Origin of the sequence: Pseudomonas helvetica (assembly GCF_039908645.1) — a bacterium.
Lineage (GTDB): Bacteria > Pseudomonadota > Gammaproteobacteria > Pseudomonadales > Pseudomonadaceae > Aquipseudomonas > Aquipseudomonas helvetica.
Genome location: NZ_CP150917.1, coordinates 501096 through 515071, shown reverse-complemented (window position 1 = coordinate 515071; position 13976 = coordinate 501096). Strand labels below are relative to the sequence as shown.

The 13976-nt window shown below is 59.5% G+C and carries 5 protein-coding genes; 1 reads left to right on the top strand and 4 read right to left on the bottom strand.

All coding sequences use genetic code 11. The annotated features are described in order from the left end of the window. Positions 1-2 precede the first annotated feature (2 nt). The 4 genes from AABM55_RS02260 to putP form a co-directional block, all read right to left on the bottom strand. Positions 3-4787, bottom strand: coding sequence for an RHS repeat-associated core domain-containing protein (locus tag AABM55_RS02260; RefSeq protein WP_347928710.1), 4785 nt, complete (start codon positions 4785-4787; stop codon positions 3-5). Then, positions 4787-5524, bottom strand: coding sequence for a DUF4123 domain-containing protein (locus tag AABM55_RS02255; RefSeq protein WP_103320379.1), 738 nt, complete (start codon positions 5522-5524; stop codon positions 4787-4789). The genes AABM55_RS02260 and AABM55_RS02255 overlap by 1 nt, the downstream gene beginning before the upstream one ends. Next, the gene (locus AABM55_RS02250) at positions 5514-7526 is read right to left on the bottom strand and encodes a type VI secretion system tip protein VgrG (RefSeq protein WP_347928709.1); all 2013 of its coding nucleotides are present in this window, start codon (positions 7524-7526) and stop codon (positions 5514-5516) included. Before AABM55_RS02250 ends, AABM55_RS02255 begins: the two co-directional genes overlap by 11 nt. Before the next feature lie 418 nt (positions 7527-7944). Continuing rightward, on the bottom strand, positions 7945-9429 hold the full coding sequence (putP, locus tag AABM55_RS02245; protein ID WP_103320384.1) for a sodium/proline symporter PutP: 1485 nt from the start codon (positions 9427-9429) through the stop codon (positions 7945-7947). A gap of 460 nt (positions 9430-9889) precedes the next feature. Here putP and putA point away from each other — a divergent pair, with 460 nt between their 5' ends. Further along, positions 9890-13843, top strand: coding sequence for a trifunctional transcriptional regulator/proline dehydrogenase/L-glutamate gamma-semialdehyde dehydrogenase (gene putA / locus AABM55_RS02240; protein WP_347928708.1), 3954 nt, complete (start codon positions 9890-9892; stop codon positions 13841-13843). Positions 13844-13976 lie beyond the last annotated feature (133 nt).

Sequence of the window (13976 nt, the reverse complement as noted above, 5' to 3'; positions counted from 1 at the left end):
AATCAAAAATCCGTATAAGAAGTTATTGGATCACCATTTCTGTTCAAAATGACTACGGCGTTAGTTTGCCTCCCGTACTCCACTCCCCCGCGCTTATAGCCTTCTCCAATCTGCTTACCCATATTCATCGGCTCTTTGGAAGCCGCCAGATCGTTACGCTTAAGAATTAGCTGTGCACGATATATTGCATTTAGCTGATCTCCATAGCTTGTAAACCTAGTCGCAGCACTTGGTATTTTTGGCAGCCCCGCCTTCCTGCCATTATCGTACGTTTCAACGATACCTGTTGTTGGATTTCTTCCCGTTATCGCCCGTTCGCGCTGAGCTTCTAATGTCGTTTGCTTACCATGCTTTTGCAAAAAGTGGGCACCTCTAATGGATCTCTCCATTTCTTCCAAGCGCCGAAAAGCAACGCCTTCTGCCAACTCATCAATCCTCTCCCGCCGCTGCTCACCCGTCAGCTTCGGCAGTGGCGGCTCACCCTCATCAACCGCCGCGCCACCCACATCATCCGGCGCCTTACAATCTGGCTTGTTCGGTGGCGGACAATTTCCGTTCAACCCCAGCGGGTCAATCCACCCCGTTGGATTCGGGGTGTACTGGTAGCCGTTCAGCCCGCCCGCCAATTTGATCGGGTCGGGTGTCAGGTAGCGGCCGATGTCTGGATTGTAGTAGCGATGGCGGTTGTAGTGCAGGCCGCTTTCGGCATCGAAGTACTGCCCCTGAAAGCGCAATGGCTGCTCGAGTTGTTCTTCACCGAAGTGCTTCAGGCTGGCGAGTTTTCCGTAGGCCTTGTAGGTCGCCGACCAGACGATCTCGCCGCTGTAATCCGTCAGTTCCTGCGGGGTGCCGAGGTGGTCGAGTTGGTAGTAGAACGGACAGGCCTTGCGCGGACCGAAGCCGTCGAGCATGGCCAGGGGGCGGAAGCTGCCGGGTTCGTAGACGTAGCTGCGGTAGTGTTCTTTGCCGCGTTCGGCGACGAGGTTGTCGCCTTGCCAGAAGAACTCGGTGGTGTGGCCATCGACGGTTTTGGCGATGCGCCGACCGAAGGCGTCATAGCGGTAGCTGGCAGTTTTGCCATCCGGCAGCGTGACGCCGATCAACCGGTGTTGGCAGTCGTAGCGGTATTCGGTAACGAGTTTCTGCGCGGTGCCGCGGCGCTCAAAGATCAGGTTGCCGAAGGCGTCGTAGTCGTAATGGCGGTCGCCTTGCAGCAGCAGGCGGTTGCCTTTGATCGTCGCCAGGCCCGGGCGATCGTGCATTTGCAGGTTGCCGGCCGGGTCGTGCTCAAAGCTTTGCGCGGGTTCGCCGCGGGCATGGCGTACGCGGGTCAGGCGGTTGAGCGCGTCGTAGTAATAGCTGCGCTGACCGTGGCGACTGTCAGCGATGGCAGCCAGGTTGCCATTGACCGCATAACTGTAGTGGCGCATGTACAGCGGGCGGTCTGACTGGTTGACCGCGTGGGATTGCAACCGGCCCTGTTCGTCATGGTGGTACTGGCTAAGCAGTTGGCCTTGCTGGCGTTGTCGCTCACGCCCTGCTTTAAAGACGTGCGTGGTCAGCCGTGTGCCGTTGAGGTCGATAGCGCTGAGCGCGCCGCCCTTGGCGTGGTGATAATCGAGTGTGCTGTTGTCCGGTAAGCGCAGGCGATTGAGCTGGCCGCAGGCGTCGTAGCCATAACGCAAGGTGCCCCAACCCTGATGCTCGGTGATCAGGCGGTCCTGCTGGTCGTACTCGAACTCCAACGGGTGGTCGTGGCCGTCATCGACGCTGACCAGTCGGCCGAGACCGTCGTAGCCATACTCGACGTTGACGCCATCGGGCAGCGTCTTGACCAGCAGTCGTCCTGCCGAGTCCCGCTGGTAGGTGGTGATCAGCGTTGAGCCGTCATCGCCGAACTCGGTTTTCTCCAGCAGATGGCCGTTGAGGTCGTAGGCATAGGCGGTGCGGCGGCCGTCGAAACCGGTTTCCTGTCGGATCAGGCCATTGGGTGTGTAGTCCAGCTGATACTTTTCGCCGGACTCGTTCTCGATTTCTGTCAGCAACAACCGCGCGTTGTCGTAGCGATAACGCAGTTGTGTGCCGTCGGCATTGATTCGACGGCTGACCAGGTGCAAGTCGTCGGCGTATTCATAGCGCGTGACCTGGCCCTGCTCATCGCGTTCGGCGATGATTTTTCCGTAGGCGTTGTAGCTCAAGGCGCGGCTGGCACCGCTGGGAAGTGTTGTCTGAATCAGCCTTCCGACGGCATCCCATTGGTAGTGGGTGACGGCACCGTGTTCGTCCTGCCGGGTAATCTGCCGCCCCAAAGCATCGTAGGAAAACCGACGTTGGCCGCCGTCGGGCAACGTTTCTTCGAGCAGTTGCCCCAAGCCGCTCCAGACGAACACATGCCGACTGGTGTCTGGATAACGGATCGACAGCAGCCGCCCCTGAGGGTCGTAGTGGTAATGCGTGACATGCCCGTCAGGATCAGTCGCTTCAGTGACATCACCCTGAGCATTGCGCTGATACTTCCACACGGCTTTACCGCGATACCGCGCATGCAGGAAACCGTCGCGGTATTCGTAGGCCGTCGGTTCGTCTTCTGGTGGAATCAGCGCGACAAGCCGTCCAACCTCGTCGTAACGGTACTCAGTGACGGCCCCCAGCGGATCCTGCTCGGCAATCAGCCGACCTTTGTCATCGTAGGCCTTGAGATGTTCGCCACCTTCCAGGTCGACCTTGCGCACTAGCCGCGCCCGATCGTCATGGACGTAAACCTCTTCGCTGCCATCGATATTCAGGACAGTGACACCGCCTTGGTCATCCCAGACGTACTGCGCGTCCATCTGCGAAAACGACGCCCAGTGCCGAATGCATCTGGCAGCCTTGCCGGACCTTTCCCACTCCCAGAAAAAGCTCGCGCCACCGGCCAATTGCCGCTGCAAAATGACCTGCTGATCGTCGTAGTCGTAGCGCTCGCTTTCGCCTGCGGCGTTGGTCGCTTCGATCAGTTGATCGCGTTCGTCGTAGCGATAATTGACCAGCGTCTGCTCGGTGTGCCACGCCTCGTCGAGGGTTGGAGCCGGGACAAAACGCTGGTAATCGACGGCGATCAAATGTCTGCGGTCATAGCGCAACAGCAAGGCGCGGCCCACGCCGTTATCGAGGCGCTTGATGCGTTCCTGACGGTCGCGGGTGATGCGCAATCGGTTGTTGTAAGCGTCGCTGACGGTCGTCAGCCGGCCGTTATGAAAGTGATAAAAACGCGCGTCGTCGCCGGCCTGGGCGAGGATCAGTTCCTCGGGCTCATCACCCAGATAAATCGCCGCCCGCGCGAGACTGTTATGGATCGCCGGGCGCTCGACGTTCGGTAACGGCAATGCCGTACGACGGTTTTCGTGGTCGATCCAGATGACGTTGTCGCCATCGATTTCCAGGCGGTGCGCCAGCGAATGGCTCCAGCCAAAGCCCAGTCCGCTATCGATCTCGGCGGCGCTGGTGCGATAGAGCCGGGTGAAGTCGAACGGCAGAATCCCGTCGAGCGAACCATCGACCAGGGTCAGCAGTTCTTCGCCAGTGACCATCGACACCGGGCATTTGTTGGTGGCGGTTTTATCTGCCGAATCGGCGCTGTCGCCGTTGGGGTTTTTCGCCTGCGCCGGGACGTCGACGTGAGGTTCGTGTTTATTCAGCGTGGAATTTTTGCGGCCATTCCAGCGCAGTTGCATCCGACCTTTTTTCAGGCCCGCTACGACACCCCGTGCGGCGACTTTTTTGTAGCGGTCAACGTAGGTCATGAAGTTGTTGATGATCGTGATCATCGACCTCACGAAACCCATGGCTGCCTGAAAAATCTGCGGGCCGTACCTGGCCAGGCGCACCGTCAACCAGGCAACACCGATGCCGACCACGCTCAGCACCAAGCCAATCAGCAGGTCGATGATCAAACCAACCACCACCTTGGAAATGGCCTCGGCCGAGGTGCCGGCCAGTTGCGTCGGTGGCAACATTTCCAGCCACAGTGCTGCGGTGCGCATCAACAAACACAGCGCCGCTTCATCACTGGCCAGCAGCATGGCTTTTTCCATCAAGTCCGGAGCGCTTTCGGCCAGATCAGCCAGTTGCCCGGCGCTGTCCCCAAGCTTTTCGACAAAGGCTTCGGGATTCTTCAAGATGTCGCTCAGCTCGCCAATCCCATCCCAGACACCCTGAATCGCCGCCCAACTGCCGGCGAGCATTCCATTGCCCACCGCCGCCAGCGATGCCGACGCCGACTGCTGCGACCACTGCGGCTTGAACCCTTCCCACTCGCTGCGCAGCCAGGTTTCCAGCTCATCGGTCAATCCGTCGTAAGCGTCAAAAAGCTCATCGACTTGCTCCGGCGTCACTTCGCTCTGGACATGAACCCGATAGAACTTCCCGGCGGTCCCCTTAAACGTCCCTTTGCCGTTTTCATCCAGCAGGACCGGCGTCTTTTCACCGCCCTCCACGGCAATCACATCGACCTGAATATTCCCCAGCGGAATGTCGTAGACCGATTCGAACTTGCTCTCGATCTGCAACAGGCCGCCGGCCGGACACTGCGCCACACTGGAGATGAAATCGTCATCGCCGCTGCCCACCGCAGTGGTCGTGCTGCCGAACTTGATCAGCCGTTCCATGCCCATCAGCGACGACATGTCAGTAGCGTGGCTAACCTTGTCGGCGGCCTTGATGAACCAGTGGTTGAGTTGTTCGCGGTAGAGGCTGAGGGTGTCTTTAAAGCTGTCGAATTCCTGCTCGATACGTACGATCTGCTCCATCAGTTCAGCTCCGCCATCAGGAACTCCACCAAGGCAGTTTTCGGTGCTTGAGGCAGGTCAGGTGCGTCAAGAAAGATCGCGACCTTGTGCCGTAAAACGCTTTCGGAAAAGGCTTCGTACAGGTCCGGGCGATCGTCGCTCAGCCACGTCAGCAGGTTGTTGATTCGGGTGGCGGCAGACTGCACCGCGAGCTGTTCCAATAGCGCGCCGGGAATCTCCCACCATGGAAAAACCTTCGATGTTTTCAGCGCACAGCCACCGATTTCCAGGGCCTGCCCATTGATCAGGCAGCGCCCGATCGGCGGCATCAGTTGCGCGACATCAACCTGTGCAGACTGAAGAATCGGCAGCAAATAACGTCCGTCCCAGAAACGGAAAAATACTGCGTTGCCGTTGGGCAACAGGGCTTGCGTAAGGCTGCGCAGATGGTCGACCAAAGCCTCTTGAGGAGCAGAAGACACCGCCAGCCAACCCCAGTCGCGAGACTCGGTAGTGGCGACCCACTCCAGAAACTCACTGTCCGCAGCGACGATGCCGACATAGGGCATCACCGACATCCACTCGGCGTATGCGCTGTCGGCCCAGATGGCGCTCGGTGCTTGCGTAGTGATCGAGCGTTGCCAGGCTTTAAGGGGCTCGGCAGAGCTCGCATTGCCGAACACCGCGAACAACTGCTCGGAAGGTTTCAGCGGATGGCGCTCCAGCCAGGCACGAGGTGACAAGGCATCAGGCTGCACAGACACCCTCCTTGCAGCGCTCGCACTCTTCGCAGAACGGCGCGTCGCTTTTCAGGCTCAGAATCTGTGCGGCGCTCAGCAGCGCAATTGGAGTTATGGCGAGTTTCAATGGAACGTCCAGCGACTTCGGCGCAGCCGTAACCATCGCCACCATCGGCGCGCCACCCAGCTGAATCGGCACACTGCTGAAGATCCCGGCAGCGCTGATGTTGATCCACTGCCCGCCCGCCTGAATGGTCGCGCTGGCACCACCGTCGATGACCACTTGCTGGCCGGCGCTGACATGGAATTGCTGACTGGCATTGAGCGCCTGACTGGTCACCCGAATGTGCCGATCGCCAACCACTACCAGATGATCGTCCTGCTTCACTTCGGTTTGGCGCTGACCGTGGGTGATGCGCTGTTCGTCAGCCTTCAGTTCATGGCGATCGAGACCCGCGACCACCACACTTCGCTGGTTGCCCACTTGCGTGTGCAAGTCGTGCAATACGTGTTGTGTCCAGTCGCGCTGGGCCCGCAGATAGATTTCCTCGGCGCCCTTGCGGTCTTCAATGCGCAGTTCGTTGTAACCACCGCCACCGGGACTGCTCTGGCTGCGAAAAATGCTGCGGGTCTTGTCTGCCGGCAGATCGAGCGGCACCGAATTGGCCCCATTTGCCAAGCACGCCATGACCAAGGGTTTGTCCGGGTCGGCATCGACAAACCCCACCAACACTTCCATTCCAACCCGCGGGATCAGCGCACTGCCGTAACCGTCATGAGTCCAGCCACTGGCGACTCGCAGCCAACAACTGGAATGTTCGTTGCGCTGGCCTTCGCGGTCCCAGGCAAATTGCACCTTGACCCGCCCAAACTCGTCGCAATGGATTTCGCTATCGGTCGGCCCAGTGACGACCGCGTTCTGATAGCCCGGAACCCGCGGCTTGTTTTCGGCCAAAGGCGGACGAAACGGTACGTCCCACGGCGTCGCCAGAAAGGTATTGCGATACCCCTGAAAATCACCGCTGTCAGCGGACTCTTCCAGCACTTGCGGTTGCCGGCCGTGGTGCTGAATTTCTGTCAGTAGCCACAGGTCATTCCACTCTGTGCGCGGGTGTTCGGCGATCTTCAGAAAATGGCCGGTGAGCAACGCCGATTGATCACTGCGACCTTCGGCCTGACGGAAATCCGCGCCATGGCGCTCCAGCGCCCGTTGCGCCAGGTGTTTGCCGTGGTCGCGATCGGTGAACTGACCGGGATAGCGGTAATCCTCCAGCACCGTACGCTGCTCGCTGTCGACAGCGCTTTGCAGCAACAGGCCGGGTTTGTGGAAGTCATAGTCGCGACGGGTGACTGCAGTGGTGCGGGTTTCCAGGCGGACGTTGAAGCGCTTGATCGCAGGCTGGTCGGCGGCCATTCCGCTGCCTGGCAAGTAAAGGGTCGGCTGCGCCGGCTTGCGGAAAACTGTCTGGTCGTCACCGAACACCAGCAGATGGCCGTGCGGGCTGTGCTGGAAGTGGTAGTGAATGCCGATCTCGGCGCACAACCGCTGAATAAATTCCAGATCGCTTTCGGCGAATTGCACGCAGTACTCGCGCTTGGGGTATTGGCTGCCAAGCTGTAACTCGAATGCATCACCCAAGATGCCGTGATCCTTGAGCACCAGAGCAATGATCTCGGGAACGCTTTTATGCTGGAAGATTCTCTGGTTGATGCGTTGACCAAGATAGGCCAGGCGCGGCACCAGACTGATCTGATAACGAGTCAGGCGCGTGCCCGAATCGCCTTGGGCGATGCGATAAACCTGACCGTGAACACCAGCGCCTTGCGCGTCAAAACCGAGAAAAGCCTGACGATACAGCAGGCTATCGAGGTCGAGGTCCGGGCGCTCACTGACCAGTTCCAGGTCGAAACGAAAGGGTTGGCTGATGGCTTCCTTGCCCGTGAACTCAAGCACTTTGAGCTCATTCTGGACGCCGTCGAGGGTCAACGTGAAATGCGGTTGATGGGCAGACGTGAGCATCCGATGCCTCTGAAGCAGAATGAAGGCGGGCGATTCTGCATGAGCGACAAGGGGGGGAGATCGAGGGTCAGAAAAATCAGATTTGCCCTGATTTTTTAGAGAATTTTCCTTCAGATATCGGGATGAACCACTACAGACATTCCTGTCGGACGGGCTGTATCGACGCCTTCTTGAGCCACAACACGATCCCTGTAGCAGCTGGCGCAGCCTGCGTTCGAGCGCGTAGCGGTCGTAAAACCATCCTCTGCGGTTTACCTGAAGAAATGCGGTGAATGGTTTTACGACTGCTGCGCAGCCGGACGCAGGCTGCTACAGGGATCGCGCGATGGCTTAAACCGGCGGACGAAAAAACGGCCCGCATCCATAAGGCTGCGAGCCGTTTTTATTCAGCGAAGGATTAGAGCATCAGCTCATCCGATCACTTGTTCAGGTGGAAATCTTTTTCCGCCGCGGCGAAACGCTGCAGCATACCGGCCGACGGCTCACCCATTTTGCTGACCAGCAAAATAGCGAGGCTGGCGAAGATGAAGCCCGGGATGATTTCGTACAGACCCAGCAGGTTGAAGTGCTTCCAGACGATCACGGTGAGCGCACCCACCACGATACCGGCCAGTGCGCCGTTACGGGTCATGCCTTTCCACAGTACCGAGATCAATACCACCGGACCAAACGCAGCACCGAAGCCGGCCCAGGCGTAGCTGACCAGACCCAGCACACGGTTTTCCGGGTTGGCAGCCAATGCGATGGCGATCAGTGCAACGGCCAGAACCATCGCGCGACCAACCCAGACCAGTTCAACCTGGGAAGCGTTTTTACGCAGGAAGGATTTGTAGAAGTCTTCGGTCAGGGCACTCGAGCACACCAGCAACTGGCAGCTCAGGGTACTCATCACGGCAGCCAGAATGGCCGACAGCAGCACGCCGGCGATCCATGGGTTAAACAGGATCTTGGCCAGTTCGATGAACACGCGCTCGTGGTTTTCACTTACCGGCATTGCCACGGCCGGGTTCGCCGAGAAGTAAGCGATACCAAAGAAGCCAACCGCCACGGTGCCGCCCAGGCACAGGATCATCCAGGTCATGGAGATGCGACGGGCGTTGGCAATCGACTTGACCGAATCCGCCGCCATGAAGCGCGCCAGGATGTGCGGCTGACCGAAGTAGCCCAGCCCCCAGCCCATCAGCGAAATGATGCCGATGAAGCTGGTGTTTTTCAGCATGTCGAAGTTGCCTGGATCTTGCGCTTCGATGGCCAGGAAGGTGGTGTCGATGCCGCCGGTAGCCAGCAACACGATGATCGGTGTCAGCAACAGGGCGAAGATCATCAGCGTGGCTTGTACGGTGTCAGTCCAGCTCACCGCCAGGAAACCACCGACAAAGGTGTAGGCAATCGTCGCCGCAGCGCCGGCCCACAATGCAGTCTCGTAGGACATGCCGAAAGTGCTTTCAAACAGACGGGCACCGGCCACGATGCCGGAGGCGCAATAAATGGTGAAGAACACCAGGATCACCACAGCAGAGATGATCCGCAGCAAACCGCTCTTGTCTTCAAAACGGCTGGAGAAGTAATCCGGAAGCGTCAGCGCATCGCCGTTGTGTTCAGTCTGCACGCGCAGCCGGCCGGCCACGAACAGCCAGTTCAGGTACGCACCGACGATCAGGCCGATGGCGATCCAGCTTTCCGACAGACCCGACATGTAGATGGCGCCCGGCAGGCCCATCAACAACCAGCCACTCATGTCGGAGGCACCTGCGGAAAGCGCAGTCACGACGCTGCCCAGGCTACGGCCACCCAGAATGTAGTCAGAAAGGTTGTTGGTGGAGCGATAGGCCATGAAGCCGATCAGCACCATTGCCGCGATGTAGATCACGAACGTGATCAAGGTTGGATTGCTTGCACTCATTGAGTTACGCCCTGGCTTTGTTTTTATGTAGCGGCGGTCTGCTGAACCGCCGCCAAACAATGACGTTTGAGAGACGATCAGGGCATCCGCGCATTTATGACTGATGTTTCCCCAGGAAAGCCATCAGCCGATGAACCGCATCAACAGCGGTTGCACCTTGGTGCGCGAATGCTATTCAACAAAGCAAATGAGGTGCAACCAGTTTTTGGGAATAAGTTGCACCTAATACAAAATTTCTTTTAAACAGCGGTTTTTGCTCCTTTTCGGAGCAAGAACCTTCGCTAACTGCTGCAAAAAGCACCAAGCAAGAGCAGAGGCCACGAACCAGAATTTATTTCCTGACAAGCTGCCGATTATTCCGACAAAAAAAGGGTTGCACCCGGTTGCACCTCTTTCGGCGCACGGCTAATCTTGCCGCCAGCTGATGCCACGCAGTCGTGGCAAACATGAGGATAAAAATATGGCTACCACCACCCTTGGGGTCAAACTCGATGACCCGACCCGCGAGCGCCTCAAAGCTGCCGCGACCTCGATTGATCGCACGCCGCATTGGCTGATCAAACAGGCGATTTTCAATTACCTGGAAAAACTCGAGGGTGGTGCAACCCTGACCGAGCTGAGCGGCTTGACCCGCTCCGAAGCCGATGAAGGCGCCGAGGTCCACGTCGATCACGCCCATCAGTGCTTCCTCGAATTCGCTGAAAGCATCCTTCCGCAATCGGTACTGCGCGCCTCGATCACCGCCGCCTACCGTCGTCCGGAGCCGGAAGTGGTGCCGATGCTGATCGAGCAGGCGCGCCTGCCAGCCCCAATGTGCGACGCCACCAACAAGCTTGCCGCCTCGATTGCGGAAAAACTGCGCAATCAGAAGAGCGCCGGCGGCCGTGCAGGTATTGTTCAGGGCCTGTTGCAGGAATTTTCCCTGTCATCCCAGGAAGGCGTGGCGCTGATGTGCCTGGCCGAAGCGCTGCTGCGTATCCCGGACAAAGGCACTCGCGATGCACTGATCCGCGACAAGATCAGCACCGGCAACTGGCAGCCGCACCTGGGCAATAGCCCGTCGCTGTTCGTCAACGCCGCCACCTGGGGCCTGTTGCTGACCGGCAAACTGGTCGCCACCCACAACGAAGCCGGCCTGACTTCGTCCCTGAGCCGGATCATCGGCAAAAGCGGCGAGCCGATGATTCGCAAGGGCGTCGACATGGCCATGCGCCTGATGGGCGAGCAGTTCGTCACCGGCGAAACCATCGCCGAAGCCCTGGCCAACGCCAGCAAGTTCGAAGCCAAAGGCTTCCGCTATTCCTACGACATGCTCGGTGAAGCCGCACTGACCGAACATGACGCGCAGAAATACCTCGCGTCCTACGAGCAAGCCATCCACTCGATCGGCAAGGCTTCCCACGGTCGTGGCATTTATGAAGGCCCGGGCATCTCGATCAAGCTCTCGGCCCTGCACCCGCGTTACAGCCGCGCCCAGTACGAGCGCGTGATGGACGAGCTGTACCCGCGCTTGCTGTCGCTGACCCTGTTGGCCAAGCAATATGACATCGGCCTGAACATCGACGCCGAAGAAGCCGACCGCCTCGAGCTGTCGCTGGATCTGCTCGAGCGCCTGTGCTTCGAGCCGCAACTGACCGGCTGGAACGGCATTGGTTTCGTGATCCAGGCCTACCAGAAGCGTTGCCCGTATGTGATCGACTACGTGATCGACCTGGCTCGCCGCAGCCGTCATCGCCTGATGATTCGCCTGGTGAAAGGCGCCTACTGGGACAGCGAAATCAAACGCGCCCAAGTCGAAGGCCTGGAAGGCTATCCGGTCTATACCCGCAAGGTGTACACCGACGTTTCCTACATCGCCTGCGCACGCAAACTGCTCTCGGTGCCGGAAGTCATCTACCCGCAGTTCGCCACGCACAACGCCCACACCCTGTCGGCGATTTATCACATTGCCGGTCAGAACTATTACCCCGGCCAGTACGAGTTCCAGTGCCTGCACGGCATGGGCGAACCGCTGTACGAACAGGTTGTAGGCAAGGTTTCCGAAGGTAAGCTGAACCGTCCGTGCCGCGTGTACGCACCGGTCGGCACTCACGAAACACTGCTGGCGTACCTGGTACGTCGCCTGCTGGAAAACGGCGCGAACACTTCGTTCGTCAACCGTATCGCCGACCAATCGATCTCGATTCAGGAGCTGGTAGCCGATCCGGTGAGCAGCATCGAGCAGATGGCCACGCTGGAAGGCGGCTTCGGTCTGCCGCACCCGCGTATCCCGCTGCCGCGCGACCTCTATGGCAGCGAGCGCGCCAACTCCAGCGGCATCGACCTGGCCAACGAACATCGCCTGGCATCGCTGTCCTGCGCCCTGTTGGCCACCGCGCACAACAACTGGAAAGCCGCGCCGATGCTGGGCTGCGCCGCCAGCGCTGAAGCCCCGGTACCGGTGTTGAACCCATCGGACCTGCGCGATGTGGTCGGTCATGTGCAAGAAGCCACCGTCACCGACGCTGACAACGCCATCCAGTGCGCACTGAACGCTGCTCCGATCTGGCAGGCCACCCCGCCCGCCGAGCGCGCCGCAATTCTCGAACGTGCCGCCGATTTGATGGAAAGCGAGATTCAACCGCTGATGGGCCTATTGGCTCGTGAAGCCGGCAAGACCTTCGCCAACGCCATTGCCGAAGTGCGTGAAGCCGTGGACTTCCTGCGTTACTACGCGGTGCAGGCACGCAACGATTTCACCAACGACGCCCACCGCCCATTGGGTCCGGTGGTGTGCATCAGCCCGTGGAACTTCCCGCTGGCCATTTTCAGCGGTCAAGTCGCCGCCGCACTGGCCGCCGGCAACCCGGTCCTGGCCAAGCCTGCGGAACAAACGCCGCTGGTGGCCGCTCAAGCCGTACGCATACTGCTCGAAGCCGGGATTCCGGAAGGCGTGCTGCAACTGCTGCCGGGCCGTGGCGAAACCGTCGGTGCCCGTCTGGTCGGCGACGACCGGGTCAAAGGCGTGATGTTCACGGGTTCTACCGAAGTTGCGCGCTTGCTGCAACGCAACGTCGCCGGTCGCCTGGATGCCCAGGGCCGTCCGATTCCGCTGATCGCCGAAACCGGTGGCCAGAACGCGATGATCGTCGACTCTTCGGCACTGACCGAACAAGTGGTCATTGACGTGGTGTCCTCGGCGTTCGACAGTGCCGGCCAACGCTGCTCGGCCCTGCGCGTACTGTGTTTGCAGGAAGATTCCGCCGACCGCGTGATCGAAATGCTCAAGGGCGCCATGGCTGAATGCCGCCTCGGCAACCCTGAGCGCCTGTCCGTGGACATTGGCCCGGTGATCGATGCCGAAGCGAAAGCAGGCATCGAGAAACACATCCAGGCCATGCGTGACAAAGGTCGCAACGTCTATCAGGTCGCCATCGCCGACATGGAAGAATGCAAACGCGGCACGTTCGTCATGCCAACCCTGATCGAGCTGGAAAGCTTCGACGAGTTGCAGCGGGAGATCTTCGGCCCGGTGCTACACGTGGTGCGCTACAAGCGCAAAGACATCGATCAACTGATCGGGCAGATCAACGCTTCCGGCTACGGCCTGACACTGGGCGTGCACACGCGTATCGACGAGACCATCGCCAAGGTGATCGACAACGTCAACGCCGGTAACGTCTACGTCAACCGCAACATCGTCGGTGCCGTGGTCGGTGTGCAACCGTTCGGTGGCGAAGGCCTGTCGGGTACTGGTCCGAAAGCCGGTGGTCCGTTGTACCTGTACCGCTTGCTGTCGACGCGTCCTACCGACGCAATCGAACAATCCTTCGCTCGCGGCGATACCCTGAGCGCGCCGGATGTGCGTCTGCGTGACGCCATGAGCAAACCGCTGACCGCCCTGAAAACCTGGGCCGACAGCCACAAGCTGACCGAACTGAGCGCGTTGTGCACGCAGTTCGCCACACAATCGCAAAGCGGTATCACCCGTACGCTGAACGGCCCGACAGGCGAGCGCAACAGCTACGCAATCCTGCCGCGTGAACACGTGCTGTGCCTGGCGGAAGTCGAAAGCGATCTGTTGAGTCAACTGGCTGCAGTACTGGCCGTAGGTGGCTCGGCGGTGTGGCCGGAAGGTGAACTGAGCAAAGCGTTGTTGGCTCGTCTGCCGAAAGACGTGCAAGCGCGCATCAAGCTGGTCGCCGACTGGAACAAGGACGAAGTGGTGTTCGATGCAGTTCTGCATCACGGCCACTCCGACCAGTTGCGTGCGGTCTGCCAGCAAGTGGCCAAGCGTGCCGGCGCGATCATTGGGGTTCAGGGCCTGTCGCAGGGCGAAACCAACATTGCGCTGGAACGCCTGGTGATCGAGCGTGCGCTGAGCGTCAACACCGCTGCAGCGGGTGGTAATGCCAGCTTGATGACTATCGGTTAAACCGCAATACGACCGGGTGCCTGCAATGGGCGCCCGGTTGATCTTTTGCCCCTCCATCACCCGCATCAATCATCCTGTTCAGCCCACCCTCCCCGCACCTAGACTCGGTCCATTCCAATATAGGTAGGCCGCC